Source organism: Kitasatospora paranensis (assembly GCF_039544005.1).
Lineage (GTDB): Bacteria > Actinomycetota > Actinomycetes > Streptomycetales > Streptomycetaceae > Kitasatospora > Kitasatospora paranensis.
In genome coordinates, this window is the sequence record NZ_BAABKV010000001.1 from 4,881,400 (window position 1) to 4,907,210 (window position 25,811).

Annotated in this window: 16 protein-coding genes and 7 pseudogenes; 20 read left to right on the plus strand and 3 right to left on the minus strand. The window is 72.0% G+C overall.

The annotated features are described in order from the left end of the window. Positions 1-53 precede the first annotated feature (53 nt). From ABEB13_RS23550 to ABEB13_RS23630, 17 genes and pseudogenes are all read left to right on the plus strand, one after another. Complete coding sequence (locus ABEB13_RS23550; protein WP_100888904.1) at positions 54-608, plus strand: NuoB/complex I 20 kDa subunit family protein; 555 nt, start codon at positions 54-56, stop codon at positions 606-608. Then, positions 605-1,321, plus strand: a complete 717-nt coding sequence (locus ABEB13_RS23555; RefSeq protein ID WP_345707086.1) for an NADH-quinone oxidoreductase subunit C — start codon at positions 605-607, stop codon at positions 1,319-1,321. The genes ABEB13_RS23550 and ABEB13_RS23555 overlap by 4 nt, the downstream gene beginning before the upstream one ends. Then, a complete protein-coding gene (locus ABEB13_RS23560; protein WP_345707087.1) occupies positions 1,321-2,649 on the plus strand; it encodes an NADH-quinone oxidoreductase subunit D in 1,329 nt (442 codons plus the stop codon). Before ABEB13_RS23555 ends, ABEB13_RS23560 begins: the two co-directional genes overlap by 1 nt. Positions 2,650-2,702: 53 nt before the next feature. Further along, positions 2,703-3,230, plus strand: a pseudogene (nuoE, locus tag ABEB13_RS23565) (NADH-quinone oxidoreductase subunit NuoE); the annotation flags it as partial. Between the two features lie 154 nt (positions 3,231-3,384). After that, a complete protein-coding gene (nuoF, locus tag ABEB13_RS23570; RefSeq protein WP_345707088.1) occupies positions 3,385-4,743 on the plus strand; it encodes an NADH-quinone oxidoreductase subunit NuoF in 1,359 nt (452 codons plus the stop codon). Further along, positions 4,740-7,175, plus strand: a complete 2,436-nt coding sequence (locus ABEB13_RS23575; protein ID WP_345709791.1) for an NADH-quinone oxidoreductase subunit G — start codon at positions 4,740-4,742, stop codon at positions 7,173-7,175. The genes nuoF and ABEB13_RS23575 overlap by 4 nt, the downstream gene beginning before the upstream one ends. Next, positions 7,175-8,520 (plus strand): annotated as a pseudogene (gene nuoH / locus ABEB13_RS23580) (NADH-quinone oxidoreductase subunit NuoH). The gene ABEB13_RS23575 and the pseudogene nuoH overlap by 1 nt, the downstream one beginning before the upstream one ends. A 6-nt stretch (positions 8,521-8,526) precedes the next feature. Next, positions 8,527-9,111, plus strand: a complete 585-nt coding sequence (gene nuoI / locus ABEB13_RS23585) for an NADH-quinone oxidoreductase subunit NuoI (protein ID WP_345707089.1) — start codon at positions 8,527-8,529, stop codon at positions 9,109-9,111. Further along, positions 9,108-9,953, plus strand: coding sequence for an NADH-quinone oxidoreductase subunit J (locus tag ABEB13_RS23590; RefSeq protein WP_345707090.1), 846 nt, complete (start codon positions 9,108-9,110; stop codon positions 9,951-9,953). The genes nuoI and ABEB13_RS23590 overlap by 4 nt, the downstream gene beginning before the upstream one ends. Beyond that, positions 9,950-10,249 (plus strand): NADH-quinone oxidoreductase subunit NuoK, encoded by a 300-nt coding sequence (gene nuoK, locus ABEB13_RS23595; RefSeq protein ID WP_100888896.1) that lies wholly within the window; start codon positions 9,950-9,952, stop codon positions 10,247-10,249. Before ABEB13_RS23590 ends, nuoK begins: the two co-directional genes overlap by 4 nt. Before the next feature lie 14 nt (positions 10,250-10,263). Continuing rightward, positions 10,264-12,161, plus strand: a pseudogene (gene nuoL, locus ABEB13_RS23600) (NADH-quinone oxidoreductase subunit L). A gap of 36 nt (positions 12,162-12,197) precedes the next feature. After that, the gene (locus tag ABEB13_RS23605) at positions 12,198-13,814 is read left to right on the plus strand and encodes an NADH-quinone oxidoreductase subunit M (protein ID WP_345707091.1); all 1,617 of its coding nucleotides are present in this window, start codon (positions 12,198-12,200) and stop codon (positions 13,812-13,814) included. Beyond that, a pseudogene (nuoN, locus tag ABEB13_RS23610) lies at positions 13,811-15,440 on the plus strand (NADH-quinone oxidoreductase subunit NuoN). The gene ABEB13_RS23605 and the pseudogene nuoN overlap by 4 nt, the downstream one beginning before the upstream one ends. Positions 15,441-15,744: 304 nt before the next feature. After that, entirely contained in the window at positions 15,745-16,758 is a 1,014-nt protein-coding gene (locus ABEB13_RS23615; protein ID WP_345707092.1) for a polyprenyl synthetase family protein, read from the plus strand. 73 nt (positions 16,759-16,831) lie between these two features. Beyond that, a complete protein-coding gene (locus ABEB13_RS23620) occupies positions 16,832-17,491 on the plus strand; it encodes a LuxR C-terminal-related transcriptional regulator (protein WP_345709793.1) in 660 nt (219 codons plus the stop codon). Between the two features lie 183 nt (positions 17,492-17,674). Next, a pseudogene (locus ABEB13_RS23625) lies at positions 17,675-19,643 on the plus strand (2-oxoacid:acceptor oxidoreductase subunit alpha). After that, positions 19,640-20,682, plus strand: a pseudogene (locus ABEB13_RS23630) (2-oxoacid:ferredoxin oxidoreductase subunit beta). The pseudogenes ABEB13_RS23625 and ABEB13_RS23630 overlap by 4 nt, the downstream one beginning before the upstream one ends. A gap of 97 nt (positions 20,683-20,779) precedes the next feature. Here the strand turns inward: ABEB13_RS23630 and ABEB13_RS23635 are convergent. Further along, positions 20,780-21,211 carry a winged helix-turn-helix transcriptional regulator gene (locus tag ABEB13_RS23635; protein ID WP_345707093.1) on the minus strand — a complete coding sequence of 144 codons (432 nt, stop codon included), beginning with the start codon at positions 21,209-21,211 and terminating at the stop codon, positions 20,780-20,782. A 93-nt stretch (positions 21,212-21,304) separates the two neighbouring features. Here ABEB13_RS23635 and ABEB13_RS23640 point away from each other — a divergent pair, with 93 nt between their 5' ends. The 3 genes and pseudogenes from ABEB13_RS23640 (at position 21,305) to ABEB13_RS23650 (ending at position 23,887) form a co-directional block, all read left to right on the plus strand. Beyond that, positions 21,305-22,159, plus strand: coding sequence for an NAD(P)H-binding protein (locus ABEB13_RS23640; RefSeq protein WP_345707094.1), 855 nt, complete (start codon positions 21,305-21,307; stop codon positions 22,157-22,159). A 99-nt stretch (positions 22,160-22,258) separates the two neighbouring features. After that, a pseudogene (gene rarD / locus ABEB13_RS23645) lies at positions 22,259-23,328 on the plus strand (EamA family transporter RarD). 121 nt (positions 23,329-23,449) lie between these two features. After that, positions 23,450-23,887 (plus strand): hypothetical protein, encoded by a 438-nt coding sequence (locus tag ABEB13_RS23650; protein ID WP_100888886.1) that lies wholly within the window; start codon positions 23,450-23,452, stop codon positions 23,885-23,887. A 41-nt stretch (positions 23,888-23,928) separates the two neighbouring features. On the opposite strand, the gene ABEB13_RS23655 is transcribed toward ABEB13_RS23650, so the two are convergent. Next, complete coding sequence (locus tag ABEB13_RS23655; protein ID WP_345707095.1) at positions 23,929-24,840, minus strand: ABC transporter permease; 912 nt, start codon at positions 24,838-24,840, stop codon at positions 23,929-23,931. After that, positions 24,827-25,807, minus strand: a complete 981-nt coding sequence (locus ABEB13_RS23660) for an ABC transporter ATP-binding protein (protein WP_345709794.1) — start codon at positions 25,805-25,807, stop codon at positions 24,827-24,829. Before ABEB13_RS23660 ends, ABEB13_RS23655 begins: the two co-directional genes overlap by 14 nt. Between the last annotated feature and the right edge of the window lie 4 nt (positions 25,808-25,811).

Sequence of the window (25,811 nt, forward strand, 5' to 3'; positions counted from 1 at the left end):
CTTTGTGAACGGGCGGACAAGCCACCGGACTTGAGGGCATTGAGAGGGATCTGATGGGTATCGAGGAGAAGCTGCCGAGCGGCTTTCTGCTCACCAGCGTGGAGGCGGCCGCAGGGTGGGTGCGGAAGGCGTCGGTCTTCCCCGCCACCTTCGGTCTGGCCTGCTGCGCGATCGAGATGATGACGACCGGCGCCGGCCGCTACGACCTGGCCCGGTTCGGCATGGAGGTGTTCCGCGGCTCGCCGCGGCAGGCCGATCTCATGATCGTCGCCGGACGGGTGAGCCAGAAGATGGCGCCGGTGCTGCGCCAGGTCTACGACCAGATGCCGAACCCCAAGTGGGTCATCTCGATGGGCGTGTGCGCCTCCTCGGGAGGCATGTTCAACAACTACGCGATCGTCCAGGGCGTCGACCACATCGTCCCGGTCGACATCTACCTGCCGGGCTGTCCGCCCCGCCCGGAGATGCTGCTGGACGCGATCATCAAGCTGCACGAGAAGATCCAGCACGAGAAGCTCGGCGTGAACCGCCGCCGCGAGGAGGAGCAGGCCGAGCAGTTCGCCCTGCAGGCCACCCCGGTCAGCGAGATGCGGGGGCTGCTGCGATGAGCGAGCAGAACACCCCGGCGGAGACCGTGCCCGCCACCCGCAAGGAGATCCCGGTCGAGGTCGTCGGCAGCCGTCAGGGCATGTTCGGCGCCCAGGGCTCCGGCGACACCTCCGGCTTCGGCGGGCTCACCCGCCCGATCGCCCTCCCGCCGGCCGCCGTCCGCCCGTACGGGGGCTGGTTCGACGAGGTCGCCGACGAGCTGGAGGGCGCCCTGGAGGAGCAGGGCCTCGACGTCGCCGACGTGATCGAGAAGACCGTCGTCGCCCACGGCGAACTCACCTTCCAGATCGCCCGCGAGCACCTCCTGCAGACCGCCCGCACCCTGCGCGACGACCCGGCGCTCCGCTTCGAGCTCTGCCTCGGCGTCAGCGGCGTCCACTACCCGGCCGAGACCGGCCGCGAACTGCACGCCGTCTACCACCTGCGCTCGATCACCCACACCCGGCTGATCCGCATCGAGGTGACCGCACCCGACGCCGACCCGCACATCCCGTCCGTCGTCAGCGTCTACCCGACCAACGACTGGCACGAGCGCGAGACCTACGACTTCTTCGGCCTGGTCTTCGACGGCCACCCCGCCCTCACCCGGATCATGATGCCGGACGACTGGCTGGGCCACCCGCAGCGCAAGGACTACCCGCTCGGCGGCATCCCCGTCGAGTACAAGGGTGCCCAGATCCCGGCGCCCGACCAGCGGAGGTCGTACAGCTGATGACCACTCACTACGAAGAGGCAGCCGCCCGCGAGACCACCGAGGGACGGGTCTTCACCGTCACCGGCGGCGACTGGGGCGAGGTCGTCGAGGCCGTCGGCCGCGCCGACGACGAGCGGATCATCGTCAACATGGGCCCCCAGCACCCGTCCACCCACGGCGTGCTGCGGCTCATCCTGGAGATCGACGGCGAGACGGTGAAGGAAGCCCGCTGCGGCATCGGCTACCTCCACACCGGCATCGAGAAGAACATGGAGTTCCGGAACTGGGTCCAGGGCACCACCTTCGTGACCCGCATGGACTACCTGACCCCGCTGTTCAACGAGACCGCCTACTGCCTGGCCGTCGAGAAGCTGCTCGGCATCACCGGCGACATCCCGGAGCGCGCCACCGTCATCCGCGTCCTGATGATGGAGCTCAACCGGATCTCCTCCCACCTCGTGGCACTCGCCACCGGCGGCATGGAGATCGGCTCCACCACGCTGATGATCTACGGCTTCCGCGACCGCGAGCTCATCCTGGACATCTTCGAACTCGTCACCGGCCTGCGGATGAACCACGCGTACGTCCGCCCCGGCGGCCTCGCCCAGGACCTCCCGCCCGGCGCCGTCGACCAGATCCGCGAAGCGGTCAAGCTGTTCCGCTCCCGGATGCACGAGTACGACAAGCTCGCCACCACCAACCCGGTCTTCAAGGCCCGCCTCGTCGACGTCGGCCACCTCGACCTGGCCGGCTGCCTGGCCCTCGGCGCCACCGGCCCGATCCTGCGCGCCACCGGCCTGCCGCACGACCTGCGCAGGACCGACCCGTACTGCGGCTACGAGAACTACGAGTTCGAGGTCGCCACGGCCGACACCGCCGACTCCTACGGCCGGTTCCTGATCCGGCTGGAGGAGATGGCGCAGTCCCTGCGGATCGTCGAACAGTGCCTCGACCGGCTCGCCCCCGGCCCGGTCATGGTCGGCGACAAGAAGATCGCCTGGCCCGCCCAGCTCGCCATCGGCCCCGACGGCATGGGCAACTCCCTCGACCACATCCGGAAGATCATGGGCACCTCCATGGAGGCCCTGATCCACCACTTCAAACTGGTCACCGAGGGCTTCCGGGTGCCCGTCGGCCAGGCCTACGCGGCCGTCGAGTCGGCCAAGGGCGAACTCGGGGTGCACGTGGTCAGCGACGGCGGCACCCGGCCCTACCGGGTCCACTTCCGCGACCCCTCGTTCACCAACCTGCAGACGATGGCGGCGATGTGCGAGGGCGGCCAGGTCGCCGACGTCATCGTCGCAGTGGCCGGGATCGACCCGGTGATGGGAGGCGTGGACCGGTGAGCAACGTCGAACTCGGGCTGCCGGCACTGCCGGCCAAGCCCTACCCCACCGAGGTGCACGAGCGCCTCACCGCGGACGCCGCCGAACTGATCGGCCGCTACCCCGTCGCCCGCTCCGCCCTGCTCCCGCTGCTCCACCTGGTGCAGGCCGAGGACGGCTGCGTCACCCCGACCGGCATCCGCTTCTGCGCCGAGCAGCTCGACCTGACCACCGCCGAGGTCACCGCGGTCGCCACCTTCTACACCATGTACCGCCGCCGGCCCGCCGGCGACTACCACGTCGGCGTCTGCACCAACACGCTCTGCGCCGTCCTCGGCGGAGACCAGATCTTCGACGAGCTCAAGCAGCACCTCGGCATCGAGAACAACCAGACCACCGACGACGGCGCGATCTCCATCGAGCACATCGAGTGCAACGCGGCCTGCGACTACGCACCCGTGGTGATGGTCAACTGGGAGTTCTTCGACAACCAGACGCCCGACAGCGCCCGGCAGCTCGTCGACGACCTGCGCGCCGGCCGCGAGGTCAGCCCCACCCGCGGCGCCAAGCTCTGCTCCTTCAAGGAGACCGCCCGCATCCTGGCCGGCTTCCCCGACGGGCGCACCGGCGCCGTCGACGAGTCCGGCGCCGGCGGCGACCCTCCCTCGCCGGCCTGCGCCTCGCCAAGGGCGAGGCCCTGCCCGGCACCCCGGGCACCAAGGTGGTCGCCCCCCGGCACGAAGGGACCGAAGCGTGATGACCTCCGCCGAGCCGGCCGAGAAGCTCCTGACGCCGGTCCTCTCCGCCTCCTGGGACGACGACCGCCCCTGGACCCTCGACACCTACCTGCGCCACGACGGCTACGCCGGCCTGCGCGCCGCGCTCGCCATGCCCCCCGACGACGTCATCGCCCTCGTCAAGGACTCCGGCCTGCGCGGCCGCGGCGGCGCCGGCTTCCCCACCGGCATGAAGTGGCAGTTCATCCCGCAGAACGACGGCAAGCCGCACTACCTCGTCGTCAACGCCGACGAGTCGGAGCCGGGCACCTGCAAGGACATCCCGCTGCTCTTCGCCAACCCGCACTCCCTCATCGAGGGCATGGTCATCGCCTCGTACGCGATCCGCTGCGACCACGCCTTCATCTACCTGCGCGGCGAGGTCGTCCCGGTGCTGCGCCGCCTGCAGGCCGCCGTCGCCGAGGCCTACGAGGCCGGCTACCTCGGCAAGGACATCCTCGGCTCCGGCATCGACCTCGACATCACCGTGCACGCCGGCGCCGGCGCGTACATCTGCGGCGAGGAGACCGCCCTCCTCGACTCGCTGGAGGGCCGCCGCGGCCAGCCCCGGCTCCGGCCGCCGTTCCCCGCCATCGCCGGCCTCTACGCCTGCCCGACGGTGGTCAACAACGTCGAGTCGATCGCCTCCGTCCCGCCGATCCTCAGCCGCGGCAAGGAGTGGTTCAAGAGCCTGGGCACCGAGAAGTCCCCCGGCTTCACCCTGTACTCGCTCTCCGGGCACGTCACCAACCCCGGCCAGTACGAGGCGCCGCTCGGCGTCACCCTGCGCCAGCTCCTCGACGTCTCCGGCGGCATCCGGGCCGGCCACCGCCTCAAGTTCTGGACCCCGGGCGGCTCCTCCACCCCGATGTTCACCGACCAGCACCTCGACGTCCCGCTCGACTACGAGGGCGTCGGCGCCGCCGGCTCCATGCTCGGCACCAAGGCGCTCCAGGTGTTCGACGAGACCACCTGCGTGGTCCGCGCGGTGACCCGCTGGACGGAGTTCTACGCCCACGAGTCCTGCGGCAAGTGCACCCCCTGCCGCGAGGGCACCTACTGGCTCGTCCAGCTGCTCCGGCGGATCGAGGCCGGCCAAGGCGTCGAGGGCGACCTGGAGAAGCTGCTCGACATCGCCGACAACATCAACGGCAAGTCGTTCTGCGCGCTCGGCGACGGCGCCGCCAGCCCGATCGTCTCCTCGCTCCAGTACTTCCGCGAGGAGTACGAGCAGCACCTCACCGAGCGGCGCTGCCCGCTCGACCCGGCCGCCTCCACCGTCTGGGCCGGGCGGCCCCACGCCCACGAGTCCGCCACGGAGAGGGAGGTGCACGCGTGACCGTCACCGAGACGAGCACCGACCTCGTCACGCTCACCATCGACGGCGTCGAGCTCCAGGTCCCCAAGGGCACCCTGGTGATCCGCGCCGCCGAGCAGATCGGCACCCAGATCCCGCGCTTCTGCGACCACCCGCTGCTCGACCCGGCAGGTGCCTGCCGGCAGTGCATCGTGGAGATCGAAGGACAGCGCAAGCCGGTCGCCTCATGCACCATCCCGGTCGCCGAGGGCATGGTCGTCCGCACCCAGCTCAGCTCCCCGGTCGCCGAGAAGGCCCAGCGCGGCGTCATGGAGCTGCTGCTCATCAACCACCCGCTGGACTGTCCGGTCTGCGACAAGGGCGGCGAATGCCCCCTGCAGAACCAGGCGATGTCCACCGGCGCCGCCGACAGCCGCTTCGACGGCATGAAGCGCACCTACGCCAAGCCCGTCCCGATCTCCACCCAGGTGCTGCTCGACCGCGAGCGCTGCGTGCTCTGCGCCCGCTGCACCCGCTTCTCCCAGCAGATCGCCGGCGACCCGTTCATCGACCTCGTCGAGCGCGGCGCCCTCCAGCAGGTCGGCACCGGCGAGGGCGACGACTTCCGGTCGTACTTCTCCGGCAACACCATCCAGATCTGCCCGGTCGGCGCCCTCACCTCCGCGGCGTACCGCTTCCGCTCCCGCCCGTTCGACCTCACCTCCTCGCCCAGCGTCTGCGAGCACTGCTCCTCCGGCTGCTCGCTGCGCACCGACCACCGCCGCGGCAAGGTGCTGCGGCGCCTGGCCGGCGACGAGCCGGAGGTCAACGAGGAGTGGAGCTGCGACAAGGGCCGCTTCGCCTTCCGCTACGCCCAGCAGCGGGACCGGCTCGCCACCCCGCTCGTCCGCGGCGACGACGGTGAACTCGCCCCCGCCTCCTGGACGGAGGCCCTGGCGAAGGCCGCCGAGGGCCTGCGCGGCGCCCGCACCGGTGTCCTCACCGGCGGCCGGGTCACCGTCGAGGACGCCTACGCCTACGGCAAGTTCGCCCGCACCGTGCTCGGCACCAACGACGTCGACTTCCGGGCCCGCCCGCACAGCGGCGAGGAGGCCGACTTCCTGGCCGCCGCCGTCGCCGGCCGCGGCGTCGACCTCGGGGGCGACGGCCTCTCCTACCGGCAACTGGAGGACGCACCGGCCGTGCTGCTCGCGGGCTTCGAGCCCGAGGAGGAGTCGCCGATCGTCTTCCTGCGGCTGCGCAAGGCCGTCCGCGACAAGGGCCAGCGGGTCTACGCGATCGCCACCCACGCCACCCGGGGCCTCGGCAAGCTGCGCGGTGCGCTGCTGCCCGCCGCCCCCGGCACCGAGGCCGAGTGGCTGGCCGCCCTCGCCGGCGAGGAGATCCTCGCGGACGACGCCGGCCGGGCCGCCGACGCGCTGCGCTCCCCGGGCGCGGTGATCCTGGTCGGCGAGCGGCTGGCCGCCGTCAGCGGCGGCCTCACCGCCGCCCTGCGGCTCGCCCACGCCACCGGCGCCACCCTCGCCTGGGTGCCGCGCCGGGCCGGTGAGCGCGGCGCCGTCGAGGCCGGCGCCCTGCCCGGGCTGCTGCCCGGCGGCCGGCCGGTCACCGTGCTCGCCGCCCGGGCCGAGGCCGCCGCCGCCTGGGGCCTGCCGGACCTGCCGTCCCGGCTCGGCCGCGACACCGACCAGATCCTGGCCGCCACCGTGGCCGGCGAACTGGACGCCCTGCTGGTCGGCGGCGTCGAGATCGACGACCTGCCGGACCCGGCGCTCGCCGAGGAGGCCCTGGAGCGGGCCGCGTTCGTGGTGTCCCTGGAGCTCCGGCCGTCCGCGGTCACCGCCCGCGCCGACGTGGTGCTGCCGGTGGCCGCCGTCGCCGAGAAGGCCGGCACCTTCCTCGACTGGGAGGGCCGGGTGCGGCTGTTCGAGCCCGCCCTCAAGGCCGACCAGCTGATGCAGCGGCACCTCCACCCGGATCTGCGGGTCCTGCACATGCTCGCCGACGCGCTCGGCCGGCCGCTCGGCCTGCCGGACGTCCCGGCCGCCCGCCGCGAGCTCGACCGCTTCACACCCTGGTCGGGCGACCGCCCGGCCGCACCCGCCGCGCACCCCGCGCCGCTGCCCCGCCCGGCGACCGGGCAGGCCGTCCTCGCCGGCCACCGGATGCTGCTCGACAACGGCCTGCTGCAGATCGGTGACGACGCCCTCGCAGGCACCCGGCACCCGGTCGTCGCCCGCCTGTCCGCGGCCACCGCCGCCGAGATCGGCGCCACCGCGGCGCTGCGGATCACCGGCCCCGGCGGGTCGGTCGTCCTGCCGCTGGAGGTCACCGACGCGGTGCCCGACCGCACGGTCTGGCTGCCGCTCAACTCCACACCGGGCGGCGCCCACCGCGCACTCGGCACCACCGTCGGCCACCTGGTCACCATCGCCCCGGCACAGGAGGCGTGATGCACAACCTCGCTGCCTACGACACCCTCGCCTTCTTCGGCCGCGACCCCTGGTGGCTGGTGCTGCTCAAGGCGGTCTTCTGCTTCGCGTTCCTGGTCGGCACGGTGCTGATCGCGATCGTCTGGGAGCGCAAGGTCGTCGCCTGGATGCAGCTGCGGATCGGCCCGAACCGGCACGGCCCCTGGGGCCTGCTCCAGTCCCTCGCCGACGGTGTGAAGCTGGCCCTCAAGGAGGACCTGGTCGTCACCGGGTCCGACAAGATCGTCTACATCCTCGCCCCGATCGTCGCCGCCATCCCGGCCTTCATGGCCATCGCGGTGATCCCGTTCGGCCCCGCGGACGACCAGGTGTCGATCTTCGGCACCCGTACCCCGCTCCAGCTCACCGACCTGCCGATCGCCCTGCTGTACATCCTGGCCACCGCCTCGATCGGCATCTACGGCATCGTGCTGGCCGGCTGGTCCTCCGGCTCGACGTACCCGCTGCTCGGCGGCATCCGCTCCTCCGCCCAGATGATCAGCTACGAGATCGCGATGGGCCTGTCCTTCGCGGCGGTGTTCATCTACTCGGGCTCGATGTCCACCTCGGAGATCGTCGCCTCCCAGCAGCCCACCTGGTTCGCCGTGCTGCTGCCGGTCTCGTTCATCGTCTACATCATCGCGATGGTCGGCGAGACCAACCGCGCACCGTTCGACCTCCCGGAGGCCGAGGGCGAACTCGTCGGCGGCTTCAACACCGAGTACTCCTCGCTGAAGTTCGCGATGTTCATGCTGGCCGAGTACGTCAACATGGTCACCGTCTCCGCCGTCGCCTCCACCCTCTTCCTGGGCGGCTGGCGCGCCCCTGGCCGATCTCCACCTTCTGGGCGGGCGCCAACCACGGCTGGTGGCCGATGCTCTGGATCGTCATCAAGATCCAGCTGCTGCTGTTCTTCTTCATCTGGCTGCGCGGCACGCTGCCCCGCCTGCGCTACGACCAGTTCATGAAGCTCGGCTGGAAGGTCCTCATCCCGGTCTCGCTGGTCTGGCTGGTGATGGTCGCCAGCGTCCGCGCGCTGCGCAACGAGGGCTACGACTTCGCCCGGGTCGTGCTGTACGTCGGGGCGCCGATCGCCGCCCTGCTGCTGCTCGCCCTGGTCTGGGACATGCTGCGCCGCAAGCCCGGGACGGAGCGGCCGGCCGAGGGCGGCGCCCCGGCCGAGCCCGCCGCCTTCGACCCGATGGCGGGCGGCTACCCGGTGCCCCCGCTGCCGGGCCAGGAACTGCCGCCGGTGCCGCGCCGGCGCAGCCGCGCCCCGCAACTCCAGGACGCCCTCAACGGCGCCGACCATTCCGAAGGGAGCTGAGCCGACATGTCGTCAGACGAGACGGACAAGCCGTCCATCCTCGGCCCGGCCGCCGGCTTCGGCGTGACCTTCAAGGCCATGTTCAAGAAGCGGCTCACCGAGCAGTACCCGGAGCAGAAGAAGCCCACCGCTCCGCGCTTCCACGGCCGCCACCAGCTGAACCGGCACCCGGACGGCCTGGAGAAGTGCGTCGGCTGCGAGCTGTGCGCCTGGGCCTGCCCCGCCGACGCCATCTACGTCGAGGGCGCCGACAACCGCGACGAGGAGCGCTACTCGCCCGGCGAGCGGTACGGCGCGGTCTACCAGATCAACTACGCCCGCTGCATCCTGTGCGGGCTCTGCATCGAGGCCTGCCCGACCCGGGCCCTCACCATGACCAACGAGTACGAGCTGGCCGACTCCTCACGGGCCGACCTGATCTTCACCAAGGAGCAGCTGCTGGTCGGCCTCTCCGAGGGCATGGTCGACAGCCCGCACTCGATCTTCCCCGGCACCGACGAACAGGCCTACTACCGCGGTGAGATCACCGCGGCGGCGCCCGGCACGGTGCAGCAGGAGCGGACCAGCAGGGACAAGGAGGCGCAGTCATGACCTCCACCGGAGAGGCCGTCCAGTTCTGGATCCTCGCGGTGATCGCCGTCGGCGGTGCGCTCGGCATGCTGCTGATGAAGAAGGCGGTGCACAGCGCGCTCTGCCTGGCCGCCACGATGCTGGCGCTGGCGCTCTGCTACATCGCCCAGGGCGCAGTGTTCCTGGGCGTGGTGCAGATCGTCGTCTACACCGGCGCGATCATGATGCTGTTCCTGTTCGTGATGATGCTCGTCGGTGTCACCAGCGAGGACTCGCTGAAGGAGCAGCTCAAGGGGCAGCGGATCGCCGCCGTCCTCTGCGGGCTCGGCTTCGGAGTCCTGCTGGTGGCCGGCCTGGCGAACGCCAGGCTGAGCCACTTCACCGGACTGTCCGAGGCCAACGCCGAGGGCAACGTGCAGGGCCTGGCCCGGCTGATCTTCACCCGGTACGTCTGGGCGTTCGAGGTCACCGGCGCCCTGCTGATCACCGCCGCCATCGGCGCCATGGTGCTGACCCACCGCGAGCACGTGAAGGCCCCGATGACCCAGCGCGAGCTGGCCGCCCAGCGGGTGCGGGACAACCTCCAGGTGCCGCCGATGCCGGCCCCCGGCGTGTACGCCCGGCACAACGCGGTCGACGTCCCCGGTCTGCTGCCGGACGGCACCGTCGCCGAGGACTCGGTGATGGGCACCCTGCGCGAGCGCGGCCAGGTCCGCGACGTCAGCCAGGAGATGCTCGACCGGATGGCCGAACTGGAGGACACCACGGCCTACTTCCTCGGGCGGCGGTCCTCCGCCCGGCCGGTCACGCCCGAGCAGCGCCGGGCGCTGGAGACCGTACCGACGAAGGAGGGCGAGGAGTGAACCCCGTCAACTACCTCTATCTCGCCGCCCTGCTGTTCACCATCGGTGCGTCCGGTGTGCTGATCCGGCGGAACGCGATCGTGCTGTTCATGTGCGTCGAGCTGATGCTCAACGCCTCGAACCTGGCACTGGTCACCTTCTCCCGGATGCACGGCAACCTGGACGGCCAGGTCATCGCCTTCTTCACCATGGTGGTCGCGGCGGCCGAGGTCGTGGTCGGCCTCGCCATCATCGTGAGCATCTTCCGGACCAGGCACACCGCCTCGGTCGACGACAGCAATCTGATGAAGCTGTAGGCGGAGGGCCCACGGTGAACTCACTCATTCCGCTGCTGGTCGCAGCCCCCTGGCCGGTGCCGCCCTGCTGCTGCTCGGCGGGCGCAGGCTCGACCGGGTCGGGCACTGGCTCGGCACCCTGGCCGCCGCCTGTTCCTTCGGGTTCGGCCTCGCCCTGTTCCTCTCGATGCTGGGCCGCCCCACCGATCAACGGGCCGTCCACCTGTTCCTGTTCAGCTGGATCCCGGTGAACGGCTTCCAGGCCGACGTCGCCTTCCAGCTCGACCAGTTGTCGATCACCTTCGTCCTGCTGATCACCGGCGTCGGCACGCTGATCCACCTCTATTCGGTGGGCTACATGGCGCACGACGAGCGCCGCCGCCGCTTCTTCGGCTACCTCAACCTGTTCCTGGCCGCCATGCTCCTGCTGGTGCTGGCCGACAACTACCTGCTGCTGTACGTCGGCTGGGAGGGCGTGGGCCTCGCCTCGTACCTGCTCATCGGCTTCTGGCAGCACAAGCCGAGCGCCGCGACGGCCGCCAAGAAGGCGTTCATCGTCAACCGGGTCGGCGACATGGGCCTGTCCATCGCGATCATGCTGATGTTCACCACCTTCGGCTCCTTCGCCTTCGGGCCGGTGTTCGCCACCGCCGGGCACGCGGGCGAGGGCCGGCTCACCGCGATCGGCCTGATGCTGCTGCTCGCCGCCTGCGGCAAGTCCGCCCAGGTGCCGCTGCAGTCCTGGCTCGGCGACGCCATGGAGGGCCCGACCCCGGTCTCCGCCCTCATCCACGCGGCCACCATGGTGACCGCCGGCGTCTACCTGATCACCCGCTCCTCGGCCATCTTCGACCTCGCGCCGAACGCGCAGACCGTCGTCGTCGTGGTCGGCACGGTCACGCTGATCTTCGGTGCGATCGTCGGTTGCGCCAAGGACGACATCAAGAAGGCGCTGGCCGGCTCGACGATGTCGCAGATCGGCTACATGGTCCTCGCGGCCGGACTCGGCCCGATCGGCTACGTCTTCGCGATCATGCACCTGGTGACGCACGGCTTCTTCAAGGCCGGGCTCTTCCTCGGCGCCGGATCGGTCATGCACGGCATGGACGACGAGGTGAACATGCGCCACTACGGCGGCCTGCGGAAGTACATGCCGGTCACCTTCGCCACCTTCGGCCTCGGCTACCTCGCGATCATCGGCTTCCCCGGCCTGTCCGGCTTCTTCTCCAAGGACAAGATCATCGAGGCGGCGTTCTCCAAGGGCGGCACCGAGGGCTGGATCCTCGGCCTGTGCACCCTGATCGGCGCCGCCCTGACCGCGTTCTACATGACGCGCGTGATGGTGCTGACCTTCTTCGGCGAGAAGCGCTGGCAGCCCTCCCCGGAGACCGGCGAGGAGCCGCACCCGCACGAGTCGCCGAAGATCATGACGCTCCCGATGGTCGTCCTCGCCGTCGGATCGGTCTTCGCCGGCGGCCTGTTCAGCATCGGCGACTCCTTCGTGCACTGGCTGGAGCCGGTCACCGGCTTCGCCGAGGGCGACTCGCCGATCCCGTCGGGCGTCGTCACCGGCCTCACCACCGTCTGCATGCTGGCCGGCGTCGGCCTCGCGTACGTGATGTACGTCCGCACCCGCGTCCCGGTGACACCCCCGGTGGGCTCCGCGCTCACCCGGGCCGCCCGCCGCGACCTGCTCCAGGACGACTTCAACCACGCAGCTCTCGTCCGCCCCGGCACCGCGCTCGCCGCGACGCTGGTCTGGTTCGACAGCCGCGGCCTGGACGGGTTCGTCAACGGCCTGGCCGCGACCATCGGCGGGATCTCCGCCCGGCTGCGCCGGGTGCAGACCGGGTACGTCCGCTCCTACGCGCTCTCCATGTTCGGCGGCACGCTCGTGCTGGTCGCCACCACCCTGCTGATGAGGTCCGTCTGATGGGACGCCACATGATGACTGCCGAGGAGGACGGCCATGAGCTACCTGCTGACCGCCACCTGCGCCGTCCCCGCCGTCGGCGCGGTGGTCACCGCCGCGCTGCCGGCCGGGTCCAGCGAGGCGCGCCGGCGGACGAGCAAGTCCGTCGCGCTGGCCGTCTCCGCGGCCACGCTGGCCCTGACCGCCACCGTCGCCGCCCGGTTCCAGCCGGGCGGCCCCCGCTACCAGATGACCGAGTCGCACACCTGGATCCGCTCCTTCGGGATCGACTTCGCGCTCGGTGCGGACGGCATCGGCACCGTGCTGATCCTGCTCACCGCCGTCCTGGTGCCGCTGGTGATGCTGGCGTCCTGGCACGACGCCGACCCGGAGCCGCGGCCCGACGGCACCTTCGAGAACCGCCGCCGCACCCAGGGCTTCTTCGCCCTGATCCTGGCCGTCGAGGCGATGGTGCTGGTGTCCTTCCTGGCCACCGACATCTTCGTGTTCTACGTGTTCTTCGAAGCCATGCTGATCCCGATGTACTTCCTGATCGGCGGCTTCGGCGACCGGGCCGGCGGTCCGGAGGCCGGCCGGCAGCGCAGCTACGCCGCGGTGAAGTTCCTGCTCTACAACCTGCTCGGCGGCCTGGTGATGCTGGCCGCGGTGATCGGCCTGTACGTGATCGCCGCCGACCAGAACCTCGCCACCTTCGACCTGCCGACCCTCACCGGCGCCATCGCCGACGGCAAGCTGGTCATCGACCCGACCGCCGAGAAGGCGCTGTTCCTCGGCTTCTTCTTCGCCTTCGCGGTGAAGGCCCCGCTCTGGCCGCTGCACACCTGGCTGCCGAACGCGATGGGGGAGTCCACCGCCGGAACGGCCGTGCTGATCACCGCCGTCGTCGACAAGGTCGGCACCTTCGCGATGCTGCGGTTCTGCCTCGGCCTCTTCCCGGGCGCCTCGAAGACCTTCGCCCCGGCGATCCTGGTCCTCGCGCTGGTCGGGATCGTCTACGGCGCGCTGGTCGCCATCGGCCAGAAGGACATCAAGCGGCTGGTCGCCTACGCCTCCATCTCGCACTTCGGCTTCATCATCATGGGCATCTTCGCGATGACCAGCCAGGGGCAGAGCGGCGCGACCCTCTACATGGTCAACCACGGCATCTCCACCGCCGCGTGGATGCTCGTCGCGGGCTTCCTGATCTCCCGCCGCGGCTCGCGGCTGATCGCCGACTACGGCGGCGTGCAGAAGGTCGCCCCGGTGCTGGCCGGCACCTTCCTGCTCGGCGGTCTGGCGACCCTGTCGCTGCCCGGCATGGCGCCGTTCGTCAGTGAGTTCCTGGTGCTGGTCGGCACGTTCAGCCGGTACCCGGTGATCGGCATCGTCGCCACCTTCGGCATCGTGCTCGCCGCGCTGTACGCGCTGCTGCTCTACCAGCGCACCATGACCGGCCCGGTGAAGCCCCGCATGGAGGGCATGACCGACCTCAAGGTCCGCGAACTCGCCGTGGTGGCGCCCCTGGTGGCGCTCACCCTGCTGCTGGGCGTGTACCCGAAGCCGCTCACCGACATCGTCAACCCGGCGGTGGACGCCACGCTCTCGCAGGTCCACCAGTCCGACCCGGCACCGGCCCACCCGGTCGCCGCCACCTCCGGAGGTGAGCACCAGTGACCGGTTGGCTCGCTGCTGCGGGCGGCAACAGCCCCAGCATCCCCGCCCCGCACGTCGAGTACGGTCAGCTCTCCCCGATGCTGATCGTCTTCGGTGCGGCGATCGCCGGCATCCTCGCCGAGGCGTTCCTGCCCCGCCGGTCCCGCTACGGCGCCCAGCTCGGCATCTCGCTGCTCGGCCTCGGCGGCGCCTTCGCCGCCGTGGTCGTGCTCGCCGCCCAGGGCTACGGCACGACCAAGGCCGGCCTGCTGGCGATGGGCGCCGTCGCGATCGACGGACCCGCGCTCTTCCTGCAGGGCGTCATCCTGCTGACCGCCGTCCTCGCCGTCCTCACCTACGCCGAACGGAAGCTGGAGCCGCGCCTGAACGGGCACGGCGTGGACGCGTTCACCGCGCAGGCCTCCGCCGTCCCCGGCGGCGAGCAGGAGCGGGACGCCACCCGGGCCGGCTTCGCCACCACCGAGGTCTTCCCGCTCACCCTGTTCGCGGTCGGCGGCATGCTGCTCTTCCCGGCCGCCAACGACCTGCTGACGATGTTCGTCGCGCTGGAGGTCTTCTCCTCCCGCTGTACCTGCTCTGCGCCCTGGCCCGCCGCCGTCGGCTGCTCTCCCAGGAGGCGGCGGTCAAGTACTTCCTGCTCGGCGCCTTCGCCTCGGCGTTCTTCCTGTTCGGCACCGCCCTGCTGTACGGCTACGCGGGCAGCGTCCAGCTCGGCGACATCGCCGACGTGGTGTCGGGCGTCGCTCCGGTCACCCCGGCCCTCGCCGTCACCACCCAGAACGACGCGCTGCTGCTGATCGGCCTGGCGATGGTCGCGGTCGGCCTGCTCTTCAAGGTCGGCGCCGTCCCCTTCCACTCCTGGACCCCGGACGTCTACCAGGGTGCCCCGACCCCGGTCACCGGGTTCATGGCGGCGGCCACCAAGACGGCCGCGTTCGGCGCCTTCCTGCGGCTGTTCTACGTGGCCTTCCCCGGCCTGAAGTGGGACTGGCGGCCCGTCATGTGGGGCGTGGCGATCCTGACCATGGTGGTCGGCGCGATCCTCGCCGTCACCCAGCAGGACGTGAAGCGGCTCCTCGCCTACTCCTCGATCGCGCACGCCGGATTCATCCTGACCGGCCTCATCGCGACCAGCAAGCAGGGCCTGGGCGCGGTGCTCTTCTACCTCCTCGCGTACTCCTTCGTGACCCTCGGCGCGTTCGCCGTCGTCACCCTGGTGCGCGACTCCAAGGGCGAGGCCACCCACCTGTCCAGCTGGGCCGGGCTCGGCCGGCGCTCCCCGCTGCTCGCCGCGGTCTTCGCGCTGTTCCTGCTGTCCTTCGCCGGCATCCCGCTGACCAGCGGTTTCACCGGGAAGTTCGCGGTCTTCCAGGCCGCGGCGGCGGGCGGCGCCACGCCGCTGGTGATCATCGGTGTGCTCAGTTCGGCCGTCGCGGCGTTCTTCTACATCCGCGTCATCGTGCTGATGTTCTTCTCCGACCCGCAGCCGCAGGGCCCTCCGTGGCCGTCCCCAGCCCGCTCACCGCCACCGCCATCGGCATCGGCGTGCTGGTGACCCTCGGCCTCGGCCTGCTGCCGCAGTACTTCCTCGACCTGGCGGCGAAGGCCTCGCTCTTCGTCCGGTAGGGCGTGCGTTCGGCGCCGCCGGGCAGGCGGGAGCTGACGACACGACGTGGAACGGGCTCGGCGGCGTCCGGCCCCCGCCACTCGGCGGGGGCCGGACGGCTGCCCGGCCCGAACGGGTGCGACCCGCTCCGCCGGCGGCCGCCCCGCAGGGTGCACCACCCGGCCCAAGCACCGCCGGAGGGCGCATGCCCGGTGCAGTGATCCACTCGTGACCGGATACGCTGCCTAGTACGTGCAGGGGCACGTGCTGAGGGCGGCAGCAAGGGCCGGGCCGCTGGATCGACCAGGGACAGGAGTGGTCTTCGTGACCGTCGTGGGGCCCTTCGGGCTGAGCGTGCAGGACCGCGATCTGACCCGCGACGTCCAGGCCGGTATGGACGCCGTGGAAGCGGCGCTGGTCGAGACGGTGAAGAGCGAGGTTCCGTTCATCACCGTGACCGCCAGCCACCTGATCGAGGCCGGCGGCAAGCGCTTCCGCCCGTTGCTGGTCATGCTCGCCGCCCAGTTCGGTGACCCGTACGCGCCCGGCGTGGTGCCCGCCGCCGTCGTCGTCGAGCTCACCCACCTCGCCACCCTGTACCACGACGACGTGATGGACGAGGCCCCGGTGCGCCGCGGCGCCGCCAGCGCCAACTCCCGCTGGGACAACTCGGTCGCCATCCTCACCGGCGACTTCCTCTTCTCCCGCGCCTCGCAGGTCCTCGCCGACCTCGGCCCGGAGGCCGTCCGCATCCAGGCCGACGCGTTCGAGCGCCTGGTGACCGGCCAGATCCTGGAGACCGCCGGACCGCGCCCCTCCGAGGACCCGCTCCAGCACTACCTGGACGTCATCGCCGGCAAGACCGGCTCGCTGGTCGCCGTCTCCTGTCGCTTCGGCGCGCTGATGGCCGGCGCCGAGCCGCGCGTCGTCGACCTCCTCACCCAGTACGGCGAGCGCATGGGCACCGCCTTCCAGCTCGCCGACGACGTCCTCGACATCGCCAGCGACAGCCACGAGTCCGGCAAGACCCCCGGCACCGACCTGCGCGAGGGCGTCCCCACGCTGCCCGTGCTGCTGCTCCGGCAGACCCCGGTGGACGAGGACGACCCGGCCGACCTGCGGCTGCGCGAGCTCCTCGCCGGCGACCTCGCCGAGGACGACGAGGCGCACGCCGAGGCCCTGCGCCTGCTGCGCCGGCACCCGGCCCTGGAGCGCGCCCGCCGCGAGACGCTCCGCTACGCGGAGGAGGCCCGGGCGCTGCTGGAGCCGCTGCCGGACTGCCCGGCGAAGGCGGCCCTGCAGGGGCTGTGCGACGCGGTGGCCATCCGCACCATGTGAGACCGCCGGTCCCGCACCGCGTGGGACGGGCCGGGTCCGGGGGACCCACCGCCGAAGGGGGCTGTTCGCCGTGCTGCGTGTCGTCATCGCCGAGGACTCCGTCCTGCTCCGCGAGGGGCTGACCCGGCTGCTCACCGACCGCGGGCTGGAGGTGGTCGCGGGCGTCGGCGACGGCGAGGCCCTGCTGAAGGCCGTCCACGACCTCGTCGAGGCCGGCAGCGCGCCGGACGTGGTCGTCGCCGACGTGCGGATGCCGCCCACCCACACCGACGAGGGCGTACGGGCCTGCGTGACGCTCCGCGGCCTGCACCCCGGCATCGGCGTGCTGGTGCTGTCGCAGTACGTGGAGGAGCAGTACGCCGGGGAGCTGCTGGCGGGCTCCACCCGCGGCGTCGGCTACCTGCTGAAGGACCGGGTGGCCGAGGTCCGCGAATTCGTGGACGCGGTCGTCCGGGTCGCCGGCGGCGGCACCGCGCTGGACCCGGAGGTCGTGCAGCAGCTGCTCAGCCGCAGCCGGCGCGGCGACGTCCTGGAGGGGCTCACCCCGCGCGAGCGCGAGGTGCTGGGCCTCATGGCCGAGGGCCGCACCAACTCGGCGATCGCCCGGCAGCTGGTGGTCTCCGACGGCGCGGTGGAGAAGCACGTCAGCAACATCTTCACCAAGCTGGGCCTGGCGCAGAGCCAGGAGGACCACCGTCGGGTGCTCGCCGTCCTCACCTATCTGGAGTCGTAGCCGGGCCCGCCCGGGCGGCGGTGCGGGGCACCCCGAGTCATCGAAGATGGCGCACCGTGCGACGCCGCCTGCGCGAGTTCCGGTCGAGTGATCCCCGGCCGTCCTAGGATGCGATGGGTGCACCAGGCGGACGGGGCACACGGCTCACGCCCGCGGCTGGCGTCCACGAGGAGGTCCGCGGCAGTGACCAGTCAGGTCGATCAGTCAGAGGCAGTGGACGGTTCGGACGGGAGCGAGGGCCGCCCGGGCTCGGCGCCGCCGTCGGCCCGGCAAGGACGTCCCGTGAAGCCCACCCGCCGGCTCGACCGGGTGATCATCCGGTTCGCCGGGGACTCCGGCGACGGCATGCAGCTCACCGGTGACCGCTTCACCTCGGAGACGGCGTCGTTCGGCAACGACCTGTCGACGCTGCCGAACTTCCCCGCCGAGATCCGGGCCCCCGCCGGTACGCTGCCCGGCGTCTCCAGCTTCCAGCTGCACTTCGCCGACCACGACATCCTGACGCCGGGCGACGCGCCGAACGTGCTGGTCGCGATGAACCCGGCCGCCCTCAAGGCGAACCTGCCGGACCTGCCGCACGGCGCGGAGATCATCGTCAACACGGACGAGTTCACCAAGCGCGCCCTGGCCAAGGTCGGCTATGCGGCCGACCCGCTGGGCGACGGCTCGCTGGACGCCTTCCGGCTGCACCGGGTGCCGCTGACCACGCTCACCCTGGAGGCGCTGAAGGACAGCGGCCTGGCCCGCAAGGACGCCGAACGGGCGAAGAACATGTTCGCCCTCGGCCTGCTCTCCTGGATGTACCACCGCCCCACCCGCGGCACCGAGGACTTCCTGCGGCAGAAGTTCGCCAGGAAGCCCGACATCGCCGAGGCCAACATCACGGCCTTCCGGGCCGGCTGGAACTTCGGCGAGACCACCGAGGACTTCGCGGTCTCCTACGAGATCCCCCGGCCCGCGTCCCGGCCGGCACCTACCGCAACATCTCCGGCAACCTCGCCCTCTCCTACGGGCTGATCGCGGCCGCCGAACGCGCCGCCCTGCCGCTGTTCCTCGGCTCGTACCCGATCACCCCGGCCTCGGACATCCTGCACGAGCTGTCGAAGCACAAGAACTTCGGCGTGCGGACCTTCCAGGCCGAGGACGAGATCGCCGGCATCGGCGCCGCCCTGGGGGCGGCGTTCGGCGGGGCACTGGGCGTCACCACCACCTCGGGCCCCGGCGTGGCGCTGAAGTCCGAGACGATCGGCCTCGCCGTCTCCTCGAACTGCCGCTGCTCGTCGTCGACATCCAGCGCGGCGGCCCCTCCACCGGCCTGCCCACCAAGACCGAGCAGGCCGACCTGCTGCAGGCGATGTTCGGCCGCAACGGCGAGGCGCCCGTCCCGATCGTCGCACCCGCCACCCCCGCCGAGTGCTTCACCGCCGCCCTGGAGGCGGCCCGGATCGCGCTGACCTACCGCACCCCGGTCTTCCTGCTCTCGGACGGCTACCTCGCCAACGGGTCGGAACCCTGGCGGATCCCCGCCGTCGACGAACTGCCCGACCTGTCGGTCGAGTTCGCCACCGAACCGAACCACGAACTGGAGGACGGCAGCCGGGCCTTCTGGCCGTACAAGCGCGACCCGCAGACCCTGGCCCGCCCCTGGGCCGTCCCCGGCACCCCCGGCCTCGAACACCGCATCGGCGGCATCGAGAAGCAGGACGGCACCGGCAACATCTCCTACGACCCCGCCAACCACGACTTCATGGTCCGCACCCGGCAGGCCAAGGTCGACGGCATCGCCGTACCCCCACTGGAGGTCGACGACCCCACCGGGGACGCCCGCGTCCTCGTCCTCGGCTGGGGCTCCACCTACGGGCCGATCACCGCCGCCGTCCGCCGGGTGCGCGCCGACGGCGGCCGGGTCGCCCAGGCCCACCTGCGCCACCTCAACCCCTTCCCGGCCGACCTCGGCACCGTCCTCAAGCGCTACGAGCGGGTCATCGTCCCGGAGATGAACCTCGGACAGCTCGCCATGCTGCTGCGCGCCAAGTACCTGGTCGACGCGCAGTCCTACAACCAGGTGCGCGGACTGCCCTTCAAGGCCGCCCAGTTGGCCGACGTCCTGCACGCGGCGATCGGCACCCTCGACGCGGAGGAGACCCGATGAGCGACTTCCCGGCACTGCGCCTCGTACCCAAGTCCGACACCCCGCTGGCCGCAAGGGACTTCAAGACCGACCAGGAGGTCCGCTGGTGCCCCGGCTGCGGTGACTACGCGATCCTGGCCGCCGTTCAGTCGTTCATGCCCGAACTCGGGATCCGCCGCGAGAACACCGTCTTCGTCTCCGGCATCGGCTGCTCCTCACGGTTCCCGTACTACATGAACACCTACGGCATGCACTCCATCCACGGCCGCGCCCCGGCGATCGCCACCGGCCTGGCGACCTCCCGGCGCGACCTCAGCGTCTGGGTGGTCACCGGAGACGGCGACGCGCTGTCGATCGGCGGCAACCACCTGATCCACGCGCTGCGCCGCAACGTCAACCTCAAGATCCTGCTGTTCAACAACCGGATCTACGGCCTCACCAAGGGCCAGTACTCGCCGACCAGCGAGGTCGGCAAGATCACCAAGTCGACGCCGATGGGCTCCTGGACGCGCCGTTCAACCCGCTCTCGCTCGCCGTCGGCGCCGAGGCCACCTTCGTCGCCCGCACCATCGACTCGGACCGCAAGCACCTGACCGAGGTGCTCCGGGCCGCGGCCGAGCACCAGGGCACCGCGCTGGTGGAGATCTACCAGAACTGCAACATCTTCAATGACGGCGCCTTCGAGGTCCTCAAGGAGCCCGCCACCCGGGACGAGGCGCTGATCCGCCTGGAGCACGGTCGGCCGATCCGCTTCGGCACCGACCGCGGCGTCTTCCGCCGGCCCGACGGCGACCTGTGCGTCGACCGGGTCACGGAGGCCAACGAAGCCGACGTGGTCGTCCACGACGCGCACGCCGAGGGCCCCGCCACCGCGTTCGCGCTCACCCGGCTCGCCGACGCCGACGCCCTGCACCACACGCCGATCGGCGTGCTGCGCAGCGTGCAGCGCCCGGTGTACGACACGTTGATGGCCGAGCAGCTGGAGCGGGCCGAGTCGGCCCACGGCCGGGGCGACCTGGCGGGGCTGCTGCACGGCAAGGACACCTGGACGGTGGTCTAGACCCGGTTGCCGTCGGCGCAGGGCCCCCGCAGAAGGCGTGCAGGGGCCCTTGCGGCGTCCGCGGCCGGCGCCGGGTGTTGTCGGGTCGCCCGGGCGCTCAGCGGCTGTCGTAGGCGCTGCGGGCCGCGGTCACCTCGGGCAGGGCCCGTTCGACCCAGTGGCCCAGGGCGGCGACCAGTTCGGCGGCGTTCCGGCCGAGCGGGGTGAGGCTGTAGTCGACCCGGGGCGGGATCACCGGGTGGGCCTCGCGGTGCACGAAGCCGTCCCGCTCCAGGGTCTGCAGGGTCTGCGCGAGCATCTTCTCGCTGACCCCGGCGACCTGGCGGCGCAGCTCGCTGAACCGGTAGCCGCGCTCGCGCAGGGCGATCAGGACGAGGACGCCCCAGCGGCTGGTGACGTGCTCCAGGACGATCCGGGAGGGGCAGGAGCGGTCGGTGACGTCGCCGACCGGGCCGGCCGGCCGCCCGGCGGGGAGCGCTTCGGCGGGCGACAGCGCGGCGAGCGGCGCGAGGGCTGCACTTACCTTCATATCAGTACCGTACTTCAAAGTGCGTACTTTCGATTGGTTAGTGGGCCGCCTACCGTGGTGGTTGAACACGAAACCACCTTGAGGGAGTGCGCAATGATCGTCGTCACCGGTGCCACCGGACAGCTCGGCCGCCTGGTCGTCGAGGGCCTGCTGGCCGAGATCCCCGTCGGCGAGGTCGCCGTCGCCGTGCGTTCCGCGGAGAAGGCCGCCGACTGGGCGGCCCGCGGCGTCGAGGTCCGGGTCGTCGACTACAGCCGGCCCGAGACCCTGGCCGGAGCCTTCCGCGCCGGCGAGAAGGTCCTGCTGATCTCCGGCAGCGAGGTCGGCTCCCGGATCGCCCAGCACGCCGCGGTGGTCGACGCGGCCGCCGAGGCCGGCGTCGCGCTGCTCGCCTACACCGGCGTGCTGGGCGGCGACGAGGCCGGCTTCGACCTCGCCGCCGAGCACAAGGCGACCGAGGCCGCGATCCTCGCCTCCGGCCTGCCGCACGTCTTCCTGCGCAACGGCTGGTACACCGAGAACTACACCGCGGCCGCGGCCGACGCCGTCGAGCGCGGTGTCGTGCTCGGCAGCAGCGGAGACGGCCGGGTCGCCTCCGCCGCGCGGGCCGACTACGCGGCCGCCGCCGTCGCCGTCCTCACCGGCGAGGGCCACGTCGACCGGGCCTACGAGCTGAGCGGCGACCGGGCGTGGAGCCTGTCGGAGTACGCGGCCGAGCTGGCCGCGCACTCCGGCCGACCGGTCGAGTACCGCGACGTGACCCCCGCCGAGCACCGGGCGGCGCTGGTCGGCGCGGGGCTGCCCGAGGCCTTCGCGGCGATCCTGGTGGACGTCGACGCCGCGATCGGGCGCGGCGAGCTGGCCCGCGACCGGGGCGTCCTCTCGGCGCTGATCGGCCGCCCCACCACCCCGCTGGCGGACTCGGTGAAGGCCGCACTGGGTGCCTGAGGCAACTGTCATGACCAAAAGGTGGATACGGAAGTGACATCCTGCCCTCCCGCCCGCTACCGTCGATCCGACAACGGCGCGCGTGGAGGGCAGGGCGGCATGACGGACCAGGACGAGGCCGGCCGCGGATTCTGGTACGGAGCCGCCGCGTACGGCATGTGGGGGCTGTTCCCGCTCTTCTGGCCGCTGCTCGAACCCAGCGCCGCCGTCGACATCCTCGCCAACCGAATGGTCTGGTCCCTCGTCGCCGTCGTGCTGATGCTCCTCGTCCAGCGCCGCTGGGCCTGGATCCGGCCCTCCTCGCCCAGCCCCGCCGGCTCGCCCTGGTCGCCGCCGCGGCCGTTGTCATCTCCGTCAACTGGGGCGTCTACATCTGGGGTGTGAACTCCGGACACGTCGTCGAGACCAGCCTGGGCTACTTCATCAACCCCCTGGTCACCATCGGCTTCGGCGTCCTGCTCCTGCACGAGCGGCTGCGGCGCGCCCAGTGGGCCGCCGTCGGCGTCGGCGTCCTCGCGGTGGCCGTCCTGACCGTCGGCTACGGCCGGCTGCCCTGGATCGCCCTCACCCTCGCCCTCTCCTTCGCCACCTACGGACTGCTGAAGAAGAAGGTCGCGCTCGGCGGCCAGGAGAGCTTCGCGCTGGAGAGCGCCGTGATGTTCCCCTTCGCCCTCGGCTTCCTGATCTACCTGCAGATCCGCGGCACCGGCAGCTTCGGCCACGCCGCCGGATCCACCTCGGCCTGGGCGCACTCGGGGCTGCTCATGATCAGCGGCCTGATCACCGCCGTCCCGCTGCTCTGCTTCGGCGCCGCCGCCGTCCGCGTCCCGCTCACCACCCTCGGCCTGCTGCAGTACCTGGCGCCGGTCTTCCAGTTCCTGATCGGCATCGCCGTCTTCCACGAATCGATGCCGCCCGCCCGCTGGGCCGGCTTCGCCCTGGTCTGGGCCGCCCTGGCCATCCTGACCTTCGACGCGGTGCGCCGCGTCCGCGCCGACCGGGCCGCACTCGCCGCCGCCGCGGCAGCCGCAGCCGCCCGCCCCCGCTCGGCTCCGGGCCGGCCGCCGCAGGCCTCCCCGAGGAGCCCGCGACGGGCCCGGCCGTCACCCGCTGAGACCGCCCGGCTGCGCTCTGCGCGGGGGCCGTTCGCACCGGCACTCCTGCTGTGAAGAACTGGTTGCCGGATCTCCTCAACCGCCGTCCCGGACTGCTAACGTCCGGGGTGCCACCGCCGACAGCCGACGGAAACCCCGGGCTGTGCGGGCGCCGCACGGCCACAGGAGGGTTGCGATGGTTCACCTCACCGGTCAGCTCACGGGTCAGCTGGCCCGGCCTTTCCGGCGGGCCGCCGTGAGCGTCGGCCATGCCGTCCAGTCCGTCCGCGACGAGGCCGACGGCCTCTTCGCCGGAGCCGGGCTGCACGTGCCCGCCGTCCGCCGCGAGTTCGACGCCGCCGAGAGCGGCGAACTGCTGCTGACCTCGACACCCAGCGGCGGCCCCGTCGCCATCCAGTGGCAGCGCCACGGCCGCCCGGCGATAAGCCTCGACGGCCCGTACCGGCTGGACCGGGTCGAGTTGAAGGGCTCGCACCGCGCCCGGCTGCACGGCCTGACCGCGGGAGTCCGGCTGGTCTGCCCGAACTGGTCGCCGCTGTTCCTGATCGCCCCCGGCCAGCTGCCGGTGCTCGCCTGCGCCGTCGCCGCCTCGCGGATGCTGCCGCTGCGCTGACCGGGCCGCCCCTCGGGCGGCCCCGGCCCGCCCCCGGCCGGTCAGCCCGTGACGTCCCGGCTGGTGAAGCGGGCCCACGCCGCCGAGCCGAACACCGCCGCGTACACCGCCTGGAGACCGAGGTCCGCCAGGACGTTGTCCCAGTGCATCGGCTGCCGGAGCAGATCCGAGAAGCTCAGCCAGCGATGCGTGAACAGGTACGGCTGCACCGCCTCCAGCTGCGGGAAGGTGTCCAGGATCTGCACCGTGATCACCAGCACCACCGTGGTCGCCATCGCCGCGATCCCGCTGGTCGTCAGCGTCGACACGAACAGCCCGATCGCGACCAGACCGCCCAGGGACGCCGCCACCACCAGGGCCACCAGCAGCGCGCGCAGCAGCGCGTCACCCGCACTGATCGTGTCGCCCGAGAGCAGGGTCACCTCGCCGAGGGGGAACAGCGCCGCCCCGGTCGCCAGCGCCGACAGGGCGATCACCCCGGTCGCCACCAGGCAGTAGGCGAGGGCCGCACAGAACTTCGCGGCCAGCAGCCGCGTCCGCCCGGCCGGGGCCACCAGCAGGTAGCGCAGCGTGCCACCGCTCGCCTCCCCGGCGACCGCGTCGCCCGCCACCACCCCGACCGTCATCGGCAGGAACACCGGCAACGCCACCGCCAGCGCGGTAAAGACGAGGAAAAGGCCGTTCTGGGTCACCTGGGCGATGAACGCCGGGCCCTCGCCCCGCGCGCCACCCGTCCGGAGCCGGACCACCACGCCGATCAGCACCGGCAACGCCGCCAGGATCCCCAGCAGCGCCATCGTCCGCGCCCGCCGGAAGACCAGCCCCAACTCGGAGACGAACAGTGCCGCGTACCCGGCCGCCGTCACCCGCGGCACCGCCGGAGGCGCCGTGGCGCCCGGCACCGCCCCGCGGGCCGCCACCGCGCCCGCCGCCCCGGCCTCAGCCTGCGACATCGAAGCCCTCCCCGGTCAGCGCCACGAATGCGTCCTCCAACGTGCCGCGCTCGACCCCGAACCCGCGCACCCCGACCCCCGCCGCCACCAGCGCCGCACAGATCGCCGGCAGCTCCGCCTCGCCCTCCGGCGGCAGCCCCTCCACCGTCACCTCGCCGACCTGCACGTCCGTCACGCCCCGGCGCTTCAGCACCTCGGCGGCCGCGGCCGTGTCCGCCGTCCGCACCACCAGCCGCCGCTGCGCCCGGGCGGCCAGCTCCGCCACCGTGCCCTGCACCACCAGCCGCCCCCGGGACATCACCGCGGCGTGCGTGCAGACCTGCTCGATCTCGTCCAGCAGGTGCGAGGAGAGGAAGACCGTCGTGCCCTCCGCCGCCACCTCCCGGACCAGCGCGCGGATCTCCCGCATGCCCTGCGGGTCCAGGCCGTTGGTCGGCTCGTCCAGCACCAGCAGCTCACGCGGCTGCAGCAGCGCCGCGGCCAGGCCCAGCCGCTGCTTCATGCCGAGCGAGTACGCCCGGGCCTTCTTGCCCGCCGCCGCCGACAGCCCCACCCGCTCCAGCGCCGACGCCACCCGGGTGTCCCGGCTGCGCGGATCCGCCGTCGGATCGGCCGCGTCGAACCGGGCCAGGTTGGCCCGCCCCGACAGGAACCCGTACAGCGCCGGGCCCTCGATCAGCGCGCCCACCCGGGGCAGCACCGTGCCCACCGACTGCGGCATCGGCGCGCCCAGCACCGTCGCCGAACCGGCGGACGGCGCGATCAGCCCCATCAGCATCCGGATCGTCGTCGTCTTGCCGGAGCCGTTCGGGCCCAGGAAGCCGAAGACACTGCCCCGCGGGACGGTCAGATCCAGTCCGTCCACCGCGAGTCGCCCGCCGAAGCCCTTGCTCAGCCCGCGGGTGCGGATCACCTCGTCCGGCCCGGCGGGGGCCGGACCCCGAAGGGCCCGGCCCCGCTCCGCCACGGGA